Source organism: Streptomyces plumbidurans, from assembly GCF_019857225.1.
Classification (GTDB): domain Bacteria; phylum Actinomycetota; class Actinomycetes; order Streptomycetales; family Streptomycetaceae; genus Streptomyces; species Streptomyces plumbidurans.
The window spans coordinates 54,335-68,346 of the sequence record NZ_JAFJSY010000059.1; the positions used below are offsets into that span (position 1 = coordinate 54,335).

Genomic DNA, 14,012 nt, shown 5'->3' on the forward strand with positions numbered 1-14,012 from the left:
CGGGGTCGCTGCACCCATAAGGAAAGGCACTTTTCGTGCGTAACACCGCAAAGCTCTCCACCGCCGTCCTCGCCGCCGGAGCCCTCACCTTCGGGCTCACCGCCTGCGGGGGCTCCGAGTCCACTTCGAGCTCCGCCGACTACAGCGGCCCGCTGGTCGTCGCCGCGAGCCCCACCCCGCACGCCGAGATCCTGAACTTCGTCAAGAAGAACCTGGCGAAGAACGCCGGTCTCGACCTGGAGGTCAAGGAGTTCCAGGACTACATCGTCCCGAACACCGCGACCGAGGACGGCTCGGTGGACGCCAACTACTTCCAGAACAAGCCGTACCTGGACGACTTCAACAAGAAGCGCGGCACCCACATCGTGCCCGTCGTCACGGTGCACCTGGAGCCGCTCGGCCTCTACTCCCACAAGGTCAAGAAGGCCGACGCGCTGAAGAGCGGTGCGACCATCGCCGTCCCCAACGACGCCGTCAACGAGGCGCGCGCCCTGAAGCTGCTCGCCACCAACGGCCTCATCACGCTCAAGGCCGGCGCCGGCAACGAAGCGACCCCGCAGGACATCGCCAAGAACCCCAGGAACCTCAAGTTCAAGGAGGTCGAGGCGGCCCAGACCGCGCGCTCCCTGGACGACGTGGACGCGGCCGTCGTCAACGGCAACTACGCCATCTCCGCCGGGATCAAGCCCGCCAAGGACGCGCTCGTCCTGGAGTCCGCGAAGAACAGCCCGTACGGCAACTTCCTCGCGGTGAAGAAGGGCAACGAGAAGGACCCGCGGGTCAAGAAGCTCGCGAAGCTCCTCACCTCGCCCGAGGTCAAGAAGTTCATCGAGGACAAGTACCAGGGATCGGTCATCCCGTCCTTCTGAGGCGTATCGCCACGCACGGGGTCCACTCGCTCACGAGGGGTGGACCCCGTCGTGCGCTTCGGTGGGTTCATGCTGCATGCTGGGCAGTTCAGCAGCCCCTGAAGGTTTCCGAAGGTTACGGAGCGGCGCATGACTAGCACCTTCCCCAACATCTCCATCAGCACGGAGCGGTTGGTGCTGCGTCCCCTCGACGAGGACGACGTGCCCGCACTGGCCGAGATGATGAACGACGAGCAGGTCGGCGCCTGGACGAGCGTCCCCCAGCCCTACACCGAGGAGCGGGCCCGCACCTGGATCACCAAGGACGCGCCCGACGAGCGGGTGGCCGGCCGCGGCCTCGACTTCGCCGTCACCGAGTTCCTCACCCAGCGCCTGGTCGGCATCGTGCAGCTCGCGAAGACCAACTGGCATGTGCGCTCCACCGAGATGTCGTACATCATCGCCCCGTGGGCGCGTGGCGAGGGCTACGCCTCGGAGGCGGCGCTCGCCACCGCCCAATGGCTGCTCGGCGACCAGAAGTTCGAGCGCATCGAACTGCGCACGGCCGCCGACAACACCGCCTCCCAGCAGGTCGCGCAGAAGATCGGCTGTATCAGCGAGGGCGTCCTGCGAGGCGCCTGCATAGCGCGGGTCCGCGGCGACGACGGCACCTGGAGCGACGTACGCACCGACTACATCGTGTGGAGCCTGCTGCCCGAGGATCTCGACGGCGCCGGCGAACAACTGGCCGACACCGGTGGTTTCACGTCCTTCCCCGACTGGAACTGAACCCGGGTGCGGAGCGGACGGCACACCGCCCGGCGCTCGCGCCGGCCCCAACGGGTACCCTCACGGAGCCCGACCGGGCTGCCTTCGACGACCTGCGCAAAACCCCTGGAGACTGACGAACATGGCCGACCGCGTCACGGTGATCGGCTGGGACGGCTCGCCGCTGACCGCTGCCGCCCGCTCGGCCCTGGGAGCCGCCACGCTCGTGGCCGGCGCCGCCCACCATCTGGCGCTGCCCGAAGTGCCGAAGACCGCCGAGCGCATCCGCCTGGGCAGCGTCGCCCTCGCCGCCCGCCGCATCACGGGCCATCGCGGCACCGCGGTGGTGCTCGCCGACGGCGACCCCGGATTCTTCGGAGTCGTACGGACCCTGCGCGCACCCGAGTTCGGCCTGGAGGTCGAGGTCGTCCCCGCGGTCTCCTCCGTGGCCGCGGCCTTCGCCCGCGCCGGTATGCCCTGGGACGATGCCCAAGTGGTCGTCGCACACCGCCGCACCCTGCGACGCGCGGTGAATGTGTGCCGTGCCCACACCAAGGTCGCCGTTCTGACCTCGCCGGGCGCCGGACCCGCCGAACTCGGCCTGCTCCTGGAGGGTGTGCACCGCACCTTCGTCATCTGCGAGGAACTCGGCACCGAGCGCGAACAGGTCACCGTCGTCACCTCCGACAAGGCCGCTGACCACACCTGGCGCGACCCGAACGTCGTCATCGTCATCGGCGCCACGGTCGCCGCGGCGGAGGACGGCGGCTGGATCGCCGGCCGCGACCCGGGCGCCGCACCGCGCGGCTGGACCCTGCCCGCCGAGTCCTACGGCGGACTCATGGGCGAGGGCGAACTGGAACCGCTGCGCACGGCCCAACTCACCCGGCTGGGCCCGCGCGTCGGCGACCTCGTGTGGGACATCGGCTGCGGCAGCGGCGCCTTCGCCACGGAGGCCGCCCGGGCCGGCGCCGCCGTCATCGCCGTCGACAGCGATCCACGGGCCTGCGAACGCACCGAGTCCAACGCACGCGCCTTCGGCGTGCAGCTCCAGACCGTGCAGGGCACCGCCCCGCACGTCCTGGAGAACCTCCCCGAGCCCGACGTCGTACGGGTCGGCGGCGGGGGAGCGGCCGTGGTCTCCGCGGTCGCCGACCGCCGCCCGCAGCGCATCGTCACGCACGCCGCGACGCGCGATGCCGCCGAACTGATCGGCCGCGACCTGACGGAGCACGGCTACCGCGTCGAGTGCGCCCTGCTGCAGTCCGTCCAACTGGACACCAGGGCCTGGACGGAGACGGAGCGGAGTGTGGCGTTCCTGCTCAGTGGTGTGCTCCCGGAGCGCGCGTCGTGACCCCCGCGCCGTCCCAGTGATCCTGTTTTAGGCCCTACCGGTGATCCTGTAGTCGTATCGCTCGCGGTAGGCTGGCCGATCGTTGCACTGCACCGGGTGGCCCGGCACTTCGTTCGCCAATGTCCGGAAAACACGCCCCTTTTGGGGCGGGTGTGGTACGGCAGAACCGGAGGACGCGCAACGTGGCGCAGTCCACAGCGGGTCGTCGCGGATCAAGGTGTCGTGACGGCGGAGCGGCCGGGACAATGCCACTGAATGGCTTTGTCGCCTTTTCCGGACGGGTCGTTCGTGCCGCTGGGCGCGGACGCTCGTTCTTCACTGCGGGGGCGGTCGGTGCGCCGTTCCCGAAGAGCTGGACCGAGAAGCACTAACCGATGGGCGAGGGGTACGCATGACCGACACCGGCCAGATCCCGGGCGAGGGACTGCCGGAGAGCGCAGGCACGGTGGAGCAGCCGGACGTCCCCACGCACGGCTCGTACACCTACCTCTCCGAGTCCACCGCCGAGGACGACGACCTTCTGTTGCTGCCGGGCGCCCAGAGCCCGTGGGGCAACGAGGTCGCCCCGCCCGCCCCGGAGCCGGTCGTGGAGGCCGTGCACGAGCCGGGCCCGCACGAGACGGGCGGCCGCGACAGCGGTTCGGTCGACCTCAACGGCGTCCGCCTGCCCAGCCCCGCGCAGCCCGCCGCACCGGCTCAGCCGCGCCGCCCGCTGCACCTCGGCCCGCCGATCCCCGATGTCTCGGCGAGCCCGGTCCGTTCCCTCGCCGACCGCGGCCCCGCGGGCGCACCGGTGCGCCCGTCCGGCCCGCCGTCGACCGGCCCCGAGTACTTCGAGGCCCCCCAGCTGCGCGAGACGGCCCCGCAGGGCGCGGCCCCCTGGGGTGCCCACGCGCAGGCCGCGGTACAGGCGCCGGTGAGCGCCGAGGCCCCGGCTGCCGAAACGGTTGTTCCGGCGCCGCAGACCCAGGACGCCGAACTCGCCGACGGAGCGCAGCAGCTCGCCGACGTCGCGCAGCAGACGGCGAACTCCCAGAACATGTACGGGGCACAGCCCGCCCAGGCCATGGCGTTCGGCCCCGAGTCCGGGCACGTCCCGGTGGGCGTCTCCGCCGTGGAGGGCGGGCACGCCGCCCTGGGCGGGATCCCCGCGGACAACGGTCACTTGGCTACGGCGGAGGCTGCCGGCAGCGGTGGGCGTGCGCCGTTGGGTACGGCGGGTGCCGAGGGTGGGGCCGTTGCTCTGGGCGGGGTCGCCGCTGAGGGTGGGCCTGTGGCTCTGGGCGGGGTTGCCGCCGACGGTGCGCCGGTCGCTCCCAGTGGTGTTGCCTCCGAGGGCGGGCCTGTCGGCCCCAGTGCGGTGTTCCTTGACGGTGCGCCGGTCGGCTCGGCGGATGACCCTTCGGGCGCGCCGCGGCACGCCGTTCCCGCGACCGCTCCGGACGCACAGCAGGGCACCGTTCCCGCGCCCGCTCCGGAGGGGGCCGGGCACGACGGGGCCGGTGTCGCCCCGGAGCCCGTTCCGGCACCCGGCGCCGGGGTCACCCCGGAGGCCGGACAGGCCGAGGGTGCCGTAGCCGGCTCGGATGCCGGGCCGGAGCCCATGCCGGAGGCCGCTTCGGCTCCTGGCGTGGCGCCCGTACCGGAGACCGGGCCGGCGGCGGCCCCGGACGCGGGCCACTTCCCCCAGCCGACGCAAACTCCCGAAGGCACGCCCGCCGCCGACGACGCCGCACCGGTCGCCGAGGGCGCGCCGGCCCCCGAGACCACCCCCTTCGCGGGCACACCGATCGCCGTCGCACCGGAGGGCGCGCAGTTCGCGCAGCCGGTGGCACCCGGGACCGGGCAGTCGCCCGAGGCGGTGGCGCCCGAGTCCGCACCGCTGCCGCAGGCCGTCGCACCCGAGCCCGCACAGGCCCCCGACGCCGTGGCACCCGCCGCCGCGCAGGACGCCCCCGCCCCGGTCGAGGCGGACCGACCCGTACACGCCGATCCCGCCCAGCCGCTCCCCGCCGAGCCGGTTCAGGCCGCCGACGCCGGGACCGCCGCGCCGACGGCCCAGCATGCGGACGCGTCCGCGGAATCGGCCGTGGACGCCGCCGTAGCGCCCGAGCCCACGCTTCAGCGGGCGGACGCCGAGCAGTCGGCCCAGGACCAGGGCCCGCACCTCGACCCGGCCACCACCCCCGAAGCACCGTCGTCCGCCGCGGCCGGCGGCGACGTGCATCCCCTCGCCGCTGCCATCGCGGACCCGGCGGCACCCGCCGCTCAAGAAGTCACCGCCGCCGCCGAGGCAGCTCCCGAACCCCCGGCCGACAACGCCCCGTCGGACGCGCCCCCGGCCACCACCGAGCCCCAACCGACCGACTCGATGGGCCAGTTCGTGGCCGTGGACGGCTCCGTGCCGACCACCCCGCATCTGGCTCCGACCCCGCCGCACGCCCTCGTCCTCCCCGTGACGGAGGGGCAGGCTCCGGAGCAGATCGCCACGGTCCCCGCCCCGCGGGAGGCCGACTCGGAACTCGCACAGAACGCGGAGGACCTGGACACCAGGGCCGCGGACCAGGAGGAGGGGAGTCCGGCCCTGGTGGAAGAAGCACCGCAGCCCACCGGCCCGGCCGCCCCCGCCTACGACGACGCCGAGCGCGAAGCCGTCCTGAAGGTCATGCGCGAGCGCCGCGACATCCGCAACGGCTTCCGCAGCGACCCGATCCCGCACGACGTGCTGCTGCGCGTCCTGGAGGCCGCGCACACCGCGCCCTCCGTCGGTCACTCGCAGCCCTGGGACTTCGTCGTCATCCGCTCCGCCGACACCCGGCGCAGCATGCACGAACTGGCCATGCGCCAGCGCGACGCGTACGCCAAGTCCCTTCCCAAGGGCCGGGCGAAGCAGTTCAAGGAACTGAAGATCGAGGCCATCCTCGACACCCCGGTCAACATCGTCGTCACCGCCGACCCCACCCGCGGCGGCCGCCACACCCTCGGCCGGCACACCCAGCCGCAGATGGCGCCGTACTCCGCGGCCCTCGCCGTCGAGAACCTCTGGCTCGCCGCGCGCGCCGAGGGCCTCGGTGTCGGCTGGGTCAGCTTCTTCGACGAGCGCGAGATGGTCCGCGCGCTCGGCCTGCCCGAACACCTGGAGGTCATCGCCTACCTGTGTGTCGGGTATGTCGACGAGTTCCCGGACGAGCCCGAGCTGATGCAGGCCGGCTGGTCCAAGCGCCGTCCGCTGTCCTGGGTCGTCCACGAGGAGACGTACGGCCGCCGCGCCCTGCCCGGCGAGGAGCCGCACGACCTGCTCGCCGAGACCGTCGCCCAGATCCGCCCGCTGGACGCCAAGGCGCTCGGCGAGGCCTGGGAGCGGCAGAAGCGGATGACCAAGCCGGCCGGCGCGCTCGGCATGTTGGAGATCATCTCCGCGCAGCTGTCCGGCCTCTCGCGCCAGTGCCCGCCGCCCATCCCGGAGCCCGCGGCCGTCGCGATCTTCGCCGGTGACCACGGTGTGCACGCCCAGGGCGTCACCCCCTGGCCGCAGGAGGTGACGGCCCAGATGGTCGCCAACTTCCTCGGCGGCGGCGCCGTCTGCAACGCCTTCGCGGGCCAGGTGGGCGCCGAGGTCTGCGTGGTGGACGTGGGTGTCGCCACCGACCTCCCGGCCACCCCCGGTCTGTTGCCCCGCAAGATCCGCGCGGGCACCTCCGACATGACCACCGGGCCCGCGATGACCCGCGAGGAGGCCAAGCAGGCCATCGAGGTCGGCATCGAGACGGCCCGCGACCTGGTCGCGGCCGGCAACAAGGCACTGCTCACCGGTGAGATGGGCATCGCGAACACCACCGCGTCCGCGGCCCTGATCTCGGTGTACACCGACACCGACCCGGCCGAGGTCACCGGCCGCGGCACCGGCATCAACGACGAGACGCTGGCCCGCAAGACGGAGGTCGTGCGCCGCGCCGTCGAGCTCCACCAGCCGGACCCGGCCGACCCCATCGGCGTGCTCGCCGCGATCGGCGGCTTCGAGCACGCCGCCATGGTCGGCCTGCTCCTCGGCGGCGCCTCCCTGCGTACGCCGGTGATCCTGGACGGCGTCAGCGCGGGCGCCGCCGCCCTGGTGGCCCGTGCCATCGCCCCGGAGGTCCTCGCGGCCTGCATCGCGGGACACCGCAGCGCCGAGCCGGGCCATGTGGCCGCGCTGAACAAGCTGGGCCTGCGCCCCCTGGTCGACCTCGATCTCCGCCTCGGCGAGGGCACCGGCGCGCTGCTCGCCCTCCCGCTGGTGCAGAGCACGGCACGGGCGATGCACGAGGTGGCGACCTTCGACTCGGCGGGAGTCACCGAGAAGTAGCCACGGACCGGGGCGGAAAACGCGCTCCTGCGCGCACCCCCGCCCCGGCCGTACGCTGAACCCACCCCTTAAAATCCGCACGTCAGGGCTGCTCCAGCGCCGTAGCGCCCATCGCACAGCCAGGACGAGGAGCCGCACCTCATGGCCGAACACCCCGCCTACCCCGTGGGCCTCCGCCTCACCGGCCGCAAAGTGGTCGTCCTCGGCGGCGGCCAGGTCGCCCAGCGCCGTCTGCCGGCGCTGATCGCGGCAGGCGCGGACGTCCTCCTGGTGTCCCCCGAGGTGACCCCCTCGGTCGAGGCGATGGCGGACGCGGGCGAGATCTCCTGGCAGCGGCGGCCGTACGCCGACGGCGATCTCTCGGACGCCTGGTACGCCCTGATCGCCACCAGCGACGACGCGGCCAACACCGCCGCCTCCGCGGAGGCCGAGCGGCACCGCGTCTGGTGCGTACGCTCCGACGACGCCGACGCGGCCACGGCCTGGACCCCGGCCACCGGCACCAGTGAGGGTGTGACGGTCGCCGTCCTCACCAGCAGGGCGCGCGGCCGCGACCCCCGCCACACCGCCGCCATCCGCGACGCGGTCGTCGAGGGCCTGCGCGACGGCACGCTCGTCGCCCCCCACCACCGCACCCGCACGCCGGGCGTCGCCCTCGTCGGCGGCGGCCCCGGCGACCCGGACCTGATCACGGTCCGCGGCCGCCGCCTGCTCGCAGAGGCCGACGTCGTCATCACCGACCACCTCGGCCCCCGCGACCTGCTCGCCGAACTGCCCGCGAACGTCGAGGTCATCGACGCGGCGAAGCTGCCCTACGGCCGCTTCATGGCCCAGGAGGCCATCAACAACGCGCTGATCGAGCACGCCAAGCAGGGCAAGTCGGTCGTACGCCTCAAGGGCGGCGACCCCTTCGTCTACGGCCGCGGCATGGAGGAGGTCAACGCGCTCGCGGAGGCCGGCATCCCCTGCACGGTGGTCCCCGGCATCTCCAGCTCGATCTCCGTGCCGGGCGCGGCCGGAATCCCGGTCACCCACCGGGGCGTCGCCCACGAGTTCACGGTGGTCAGCGGGCACATCGCCCCCGACGACGAGCGTTCCCTGGTCGACTGGCCGGCGCTCGCCCGGCTGACCGGCACGCTGGTGATCCTGATGGGCGTCGGCACCATCGGAAAGGTCGCCGAGACGCTCGTCGCGCACGGCAGGTCCGCCGACACTCCGGTCGCCGTCGTCCAGGAAGGCACCACGGCCGGGCAGCGCCGCGTCGACGCGACCCTCGCGACGATCGCGGAGGCCGTCCGCACGCACGAAGTGAAGTCCCCGTCCGTCATCGTCATCGGCGACGTCGTCGCCGTGGGGCCCAGCCCTGCCGGGTGACTCCGTCCAGCCGGGTAACCCCGCCCTGCCGGGTAACCCCGGGTAACCCAACCCGTTCCCAGCCGTTGGCACCGCACCCAGGACAAGGCAGTATCACCCTGTGGCCGATCTCATCACCGTTGACGACCCCGACGACCCGCGCCTCGGCGACTACACGGGCCTGACCGACGTCGAACTGCGCCGCAAGCGCGAGCCGGCCGAGGGCCTGTTCATCGCGGAGGGGGAGAAGGTCATCAGACGGGCCAAGGACGCCGGGTACGAGATGCGCTCGATGCTGCTGTCCGCGAAGTGGGTCGACGTCATGCGCGACGTCATCGACGAACTCCCCGCCCCGGTCTACGCGGTCAGCCCCGAACTCGCCGAGCAGGTCACCGGCTACCACGTGCACCGCGGCGCGCTCGCCTCCATGCAGCGCAAACCGCTGCCGACGGCGGCCGAACTCCTGCAGACGGCTCGACGGGTCGTCGTGATGGAGTCGGTCAACGACCACACCAACATCGGCGCCATCTTCCGTTCCGCCGCCGCGCTCGGCATGGACGCGGTCCTGCTCTCCCCGGACTGCGCCGACCCGCTCTACCGCCGCAGCGTCAAGGTCTCGATGGGCGCGGTCTTCTCGGTGCCGTACGCCCGCCTCGACTCCTGGCCCAAGGCCCTGGAATCGGTCCGCGACGCCGGCTTCACGCTCCTCGCCCTCACCCCCGACGAGAAGGCCAAGACCCTCGACGAGGCCGCCCCGCACAGGATGGACCGGGTCGCCCTGATGCTCGGCGCGGAGGGCGACGGCCTGTCCACCCGGGCCCTGGTCGCGGCGGACGAATGGGTGCGCATCCCGATGTCCCACGGCGTCGACTCCCTGAACGTGGGCGCGGCGGCCGCAGTCGCCTTCTACGCGGTGGCCACGGGCCGCCCGCAGGCGTAGCGCATGATCCGGCGCGAGGCGATCGTCGCGGTCCTGCGCAGAGGCGACCGGGTGCTCGCCATCCGTCGGGGCGCGGCGGTCTCCCGACCCGGCTACTGGCAGCCCCTCAGCGGCAAGATCGAACCGGGCGAGACCCAGGAGCAGGCCGTGGCCCGCGAGGTCATGGAGGAGGTGGGGCTCACGGTCTCCCCGGGCGCCAAGGTCTGGGAGTCAGAGACCGACGACGGCACATTCGTCCTCCACTGGTGGACGGCGGACGCGTCCGACGGCGAGGTGGTCCCCGACCCCGTCGAGGTCGCCGAGACCCGCTGGGTCACCCCACAGGAGTTCCTGGCACTCGACCCGGTCTTCGAGGGCGACCGCGAGTTCTTCGAACAGATCCTGCCGGGCCTGTGACGAGCTAGGACGACAGCTGCTGCCCTTGTTCCTGTACGACGCCCCGGTCGTGCCCGATCCCGCGCGCGGGACCCTGGCAGCCCTGGGCCGCCGCGATGCCGAGCGCCACGAGCAGTGTCACGACGACGAACACGAACAGGCGCTGGCGCAGCAGCCGCGGATTGGCCGGCCGCCGCCCCGCCCCCGTCGTCCTCGGCGCCGGACGTCCCGTACCGCTGCGTGCTGCGGGACGGCTGCCGGTGCCCGGACGGGCCGTGTTGCGCGCGGACGATGTGGGCCGCGACCCGGAGCGCTGCGAGGGCGCGGGACCGCCGCGGGAGGCGCCGCCGCCCCGCGAGGGAGCCGCACCGCCCCGGACCTGGGACGAGGGCCCGCGCGATCCGGTGGACGTACCCCGGGGCGCGGGATTGCCCTGCGAACCCTGCGGACGGCGGGGCTCACGCTGCTGCTCCGGATAGGTCTCGGCGAGCCGCCCGGTGGGCCGGTCCGCCTCACCGGTGCGGGGCGCGGGCGGCCGGGCGTCGGTGGGCCCCTGGGTCTCGCGGGCGGCGATCTCCTTGAGCCGCAGCGACAGTTGGAGCGTGCTGGGCCGGTCCTCGGGGTCCTTCGCGAGACAGGCACGCAGCAGCGGAGCCAGCGCGTCCGGAACGCCGTGCAGCTGCGCCTCCTCGTGGACCACGCGGTACAGCATCACCTCGGAGCTGCCGTGCCCGAAGGGCGAGTCGGCCATGGAGGCGTACGCCAGCGTCGCCCCGAGCGAGAACACGTCCGTGGCCGGGGTGACGGCGGCGCCGCGCACCTGCTCCGGCGCGAGGAAGCCGGGGGAGCCCACGGCGGTCCCGACGTGCGTCAGCGTGGAGGCGCCGGTCGCCCAGGCGATGCCGAAGTCGATGATCCGCGGCCCCTTCGGGGACAGCAGGATGTTGGAGGGCTTGAGGTCCCGGTGGACGACGCCCGCCTCGTGGACGGCCACGAGCCCTTCCGACAGGGCGGCGCCCACGGCAGCGACGTCGGCCGCGCCGAGCGGCCCCCCGTCGGCCACCTTGTCGTGCAGCGAGGGCCCGGGCACGTACTGCGTGGCGAACCAGGGCCGGTCCGCCTCGAGATCGGCGGCGACGAGCCGCGCCGTGCAACCACCCCTGATCCGCCGTGCCGCCGAGACCTCACGCGCGAACCGCGACCGAAACTCCTGGTCCTCCGCCAGATCGGGCCGGATGACCTTCAGTGCGACGCGCTGCCCCTTCTTGTCGGAGCCCAGGTACACGACGCCCATCCCGCCCGCGCCGAGCCGCCTGTGAAGCCTGAACGAGCCGACGACACGCGGGTCCTCGCGCCTCAGGCGCATCATCGCCATCTTCATCCCCGCTGCCCGGTCCGTGTGACGTGGCACAGCTTACGTTTCCACGGCCGCCCGCGCGCAGAGGCCGCGCCCTCTCGGCCCGATGGATTGTCAGTGCCGGGTGCGAGACTTGAAGGGTGGTCAGGGAGCGCCTGAACTGGGGGACTTTGTCCCGCCCGTGATCCCAACCACCCACCGACGAAGGGGGATTGGACCCGTGAAGGGTGATCGCGTGGAGATAGTGGTGGACGCGGGGGACACGACCCGCACCTATGAGGTGGTGGCGAGCAGAGCGGGCCGCAGGGTGGAGACGGCGGTGCGCCGGGGCGTGGTGGAAGTGAGCGAAGTCACCCGCAGCGGGTCCGTGGTCCGCACAGCCCGCTTCATGGCGAACCGGGTCCTGGCGCTGGTCGAGCAGCCCATCCCCAGGGAGGACAGCTCGGAAAAGACCGGGCACACCGGGCGCCCCCTCGGGGAAGACCCTGAGACCTAGGTCGCCGTCTCCACCCAGGGGAGTAGGAATCGGCTCGCCGCTCATCCTCCGGGAGGCCCGCCAATCGGTACGAGGGCATGACGTGCGGAAGAGCCCGGACGCCTAGATTTGAGGTCAAGCGGCGGGTGCAGCACTCGTCCCCCGAGGTCAGACACCCGCCGCTGCACACGACAACTGAGATTCGGTCGGGAGAGGGACCATGGCCCACACGGCACCGCGGACGATGATCCGCACACAGGAGCGGTTCACGTTCCGCCGCCGCACGGGCCGCCGCCACCCCCTGGTGGCGACGCTGATGGCCCTTCCCCTGGCGGCCCTGCTCTTCTTCGTCTTCGACGGCTGGGAGACAGTGGCCACACAGGCGTCGTCCGTGGGCGTGATGCTGGGGCGCTGAGCGGCGACCCCAGGCCCGGAAGAGCGGTCCGGGCGGGGACATCCACCCATGAAACCCCGTGGGGACGGGGGTGCGGCGGACGGCAAAAATGCCGGCGCAGCTGGGGAGCTGCGCCGGCATTGCTTTGCCCTCATTTTCCCGAGCGGGCCGTCTGCTCATAGGCCGGTCCGCCTCGCAACGCCCCCGCCTTACCCTCGTGGCAGAACCGCCGCCCCAGGGAGCCCCGTGACCACCACCCCCCTGCTCTCCGAGCTCACCGCCAGAGCCAAGGCCAGGGCGCACACGCGCACGGAACCCTGCCCCTGTCCGGCAGTCACGCTCGCCGACCGCCCCGACGCCACCGTCGTGCGTCACGCGGACACCGTCGCCAACGCCCACGCCCCGGACACCCCCCTCGGCGACCTCGTCCCCCGCCTCGCCACCGCCACCCGCCTGCCCGGCATCCTCCTCGCTCCGCTCAGCCCGGCCCCCGTCGACCTGACCCCGCACGCCCGCCTCGTCACGTTCTGGCCCTACGGCACCCCCGTCGACCCGGACACCCCCGACGACGCCCCCTGGGAAGCCGCGGCCACCCTCCTCGCCCGCCTCCACCGCACCCCCGCGCCGACCCCGCTGCCCCCCATGCGAGGCCCCGCCAAGGCCGCCCGGGCCGTCACCCGGCTCCAGGCGACAGCCGGCACCCACCCCGCCACCCCAGCCGTCCTCAAGGCATGGGCCACCCTCCCCGCCTGGGCCCGCGACGAGGCCCCCATGCCGGACACCGGCACCCTCTGCCACGGCGACCTCCACCTCGGCCAGCTCGTCCGTCACCCCGCACCCGACGGCCCCTGGCTCCTGATCGACGTGGACGACCTCGGCACCGGCGTCCCGTCCTGGGACCTGGCCCGCCCCGCGGCCTGGTACGCCTGCGGGCTCCTCCCGCCCGACGAATGGGCCCGCTTCCTCACCGCCTACCGCGCGGCCGGCGGTCCGGCCGTCCCCGCCGACGGCGACCCCTGGCCCGCGCTGGACATCCCGGCGCGGGCCCTCACGGTGCAGACGGCCGCCCGCGCCGTCGCCAAGGCCGTGGCGGAGGACCGCCCGCTCGACGAAGTGGAAGTGTCCATGATCGACGCATGTGTCCGAATGAGCTCGCTCCCGCCGGAGTTGAGCCCGGGTTGTGCGAAGTAAGGTGCAACCGACCGCAGCCGGACAGAGTCTGTCCTGGCGTAACGCGAAGCAGGACCGACCGGCGAGGAGTTGAGCCGACATGCAGTGTCCGAAGTGCCATGCGCCGATGCACACGTACAACCGCAACGGTGTTCAGATCGAGCAGTGCAGCGGCTGCCGTGGGATCTTTCTCGACTACGGCGAGCTGGAGGCGCTGACCCGTATGGAGTCCCAGTGGACCCAGCCCGCGCCGCCGCCCCCGGGCGCTCCACAGGCGTACCCGGCCGCGCCCGCGCCCGCCTGGGGCGTCCCGCACGGCGGCCACGGGGGTCACTACGGCGGCCACGGCGGCCACCACCGCCACAAGAGCTTCGGCCACATGCTGTTCTCCAGCTGACCGCCGACGCCAACCGGCAGACGAAGAAGCCCCCGGCGGCAGGGCCGGGGGCTTCGGTGTGTGGACGATACTGGGATTGAACCAGTGACCTCTTCCGTGTCAGGGAAGCGCTCTCCCGCTGAGCTAATCGTCCTCGGGACCACGAACCGCAGGTCGTGGGTGCTGCGTGCGCGATACTGGGATTGAACCAGTGACCTCTTCCGTGTCAGGGAAGCGCTCTCCCGCTGAGCTAATCG

The 14,012-nt window shown here is 72.9% G+C and carries 12 protein-coding genes and 1 tRNA gene; 11 read left to right on the top strand and 2 right to left on the bottom strand.

Annotated elements, in window-relative coordinates; genetic code table 11:
• Window positions 1-35: 35 nt before the first annotated feature.
• The 7 genes from JYK17_RS30015 (at window position 36) to JYK17_RS30045 (ending at window position 10,004) form a co-directional block, all read left to right on the top strand.
• Window positions 36-869: a MetQ/NlpA family ABC transporter substrate-binding protein gene (locus JYK17_RS30015; protein WP_108011549.1), complete on the top strand. Its 834-nt coding sequence runs from the start codon at window positions 36-38 to the stop codon at window positions 867-869.
• Between the two features lie 129 nt (window positions 870-998).
• Entirely contained in the window at window positions 999-1,637 is a 639-nt protein-coding gene (locus JYK17_RS30020) for a GNAT family N-acetyltransferase (RefSeq protein WP_108011546.1), read from the top strand.
• Between the two features lie 121 nt (window positions 1,638-1,758).
• Window positions 1,759-2,970: a precorrin-6y C5,15-methyltransferase (decarboxylating) subunit CbiE gene (cbiE, locus tag JYK17_RS30025; RefSeq protein ID WP_108011543.1), complete on the top strand. Its 1,212-nt coding sequence runs from the start codon at window positions 1,759-1,761 to the stop codon at window positions 2,968-2,970.
• Window positions 2,971-3,361: 391 nt separating this feature from the next.
• Complete coding sequence (gene cobT, locus JYK17_RS30030) at window positions 3,362-7,315, top strand: nicotinate-nucleotide--dimethylbenzimidazole phosphoribosyltransferase (RefSeq protein ID WP_222811587.1); 3,954 nt, start codon at window positions 3,362-3,364, stop codon at window positions 7,313-7,315.
• Between the two features lie 141 nt (window positions 7,316-7,456).
• Entirely contained in the window at window positions 7,457-8,689 is a 1,233-nt protein-coding gene (cobA, locus tag JYK17_RS30035; RefSeq protein WP_128803579.1) for a uroporphyrinogen-III C-methyltransferase, read from the top strand.
• Between the two features lie 100 nt (window positions 8,690-8,789).
• A complete protein-coding gene (locus JYK17_RS30040; protein ID WP_108011535.1) occupies window positions 8,790-9,608 on the top strand; it encodes a TrmH family RNA methyltransferase in 819 nt (272 codons plus the stop codon).
• Between the two features lie 3 nt (window positions 9,609-9,611).
• Window positions 9,612-10,004 carry an NUDIX domain-containing protein gene (locus JYK17_RS30045; protein WP_108011532.1) on the top strand — a complete coding sequence of 131 codons (393 nt, stop codon included), beginning with the start codon at window positions 9,612-9,614 and terminating at the stop codon, window positions 10,002-10,004.
• A gap of 4 nt (window positions 10,005-10,008) precedes the next feature.
• Here the strand turns inward: JYK17_RS30045 and JYK17_RS30050 are convergent, their stop codons facing one another.
• Window positions 10,009-11,364 (bottom strand): serine/threonine-protein kinase, encoded by a 1,356-nt coding sequence (locus tag JYK17_RS30050; RefSeq protein ID WP_222811592.1) that lies wholly within the window; start codon window positions 11,362-11,364, stop codon window positions 10,009-10,011.
• A 196-nt stretch (window positions 11,365-11,560) separates the two neighbouring features.
• Between JYK17_RS30050 and JYK17_RS30055 the strand changes: the two genes are divergently transcribed.
• The 4 genes from JYK17_RS30055 to JYK17_RS30070 all read left to right on the top strand — a co-directional run bounded on the left by JYK17_RS30055 (window position 11,561) and on the right by JYK17_RS30070 (window position 13,776).
• Complete coding sequence (locus JYK17_RS30055) at window positions 11,561-11,836, top strand: DUF8836 family protein (RefSeq protein ID WP_016434288.1); 276 nt, start codon at window positions 11,561-11,563, stop codon at window positions 11,834-11,836.
• A 199-nt stretch (window positions 11,837-12,035) separates the two neighbouring features.
• On the top strand, window positions 12,036-12,230 hold the full coding sequence (locus JYK17_RS30060; RefSeq protein WP_108011526.1) for a hypothetical protein: 195 nt from the start codon (window positions 12,036-12,038) through the stop codon (window positions 12,228-12,230).
• A gap of 225 nt (window positions 12,231-12,455) precedes the next feature.
• Window positions 12,456-13,400, top strand: a complete 945-nt coding sequence (locus JYK17_RS30065; protein ID WP_222811588.1) for a phosphotransferase — start codon at window positions 12,456-12,458, stop codon at window positions 13,398-13,400.
• 79 nt (window positions 13,401-13,479) lie between these two features.
• On the top strand, window positions 13,480-13,776 hold the full coding sequence (locus JYK17_RS30070) for a TFIIB-type zinc ribbon-containing protein (RefSeq protein WP_222811589.1): 297 nt from the start codon (window positions 13,480-13,482) through the stop codon (window positions 13,774-13,776).
• A 61-nt stretch (window positions 13,777-13,837) separates the two neighbouring features.
• On the opposite strand, the gene JYK17_RS30075 is transcribed toward JYK17_RS30070, so the two are convergent.
• Window positions 13,838-13,909: transfer RNA gene (locus JYK17_RS30075), tRNA-Val, on the bottom strand.
• Window positions 13,910-14,012 lie beyond the last annotated feature (103 nt).

What these genes read in the sequence shown, in the direction of transcription:
- cobT (WP_222811587.1), top strand. Translation starts at nt 3,362, where the DNA reads ATGACCGACACCGGCCAGATCCCGGGCGAGGGACTGCCGGAGAGCGCA.
- cobA (WP_128803579.1), top strand. Translation starts at nt 7,457, where the DNA reads ATGGCCGAACACCCCGCCTACCCCGTGGGCCTCCGCCTCACCGGCCGC.
- JYK17_RS30050 (WP_222811592.1), bottom strand. Translation starts at nt 11,364, where the DNA reads ATGAAGATGGCGATGATGCGCCTGAGGCGCGAGGACCCGCGTGTCGTC.
- JYK17_RS30060 (WP_108011526.1), top strand. Translation starts at nt 12,036, where the DNA reads ATGGCCCACACGGCACCGCGGACGATGATCCGCACACAGGAGCGGTTC.
- JYK17_RS30070 (WP_222811589.1), top strand. Translation starts at nt 13,480, where the DNA reads ATGCAGTGTCCGAAGTGCCATGCGCCGATGCACACGTACAACCGCAAC.
- JYK17_RS30020 (WP_108011546.1), top strand. Translation starts at nt 999, where the DNA reads ATGACTAGCACCTTCCCCAACATCTCCATCAGCACGGAGCGGTTGGTG.
- JYK17_RS30045 (WP_108011532.1), top strand. Translation starts at nt 9,612, where the DNA reads ATGATCCGGCGCGAGGCGATCGTCGCGGTCCTGCGCAGAGGCGACCGG.
- cbiE (WP_108011543.1), top strand. Translation starts at nt 1,759, where the DNA reads ATGGCCGACCGCGTCACGGTGATCGGCTGGGACGGCTCGCCGCTGACC.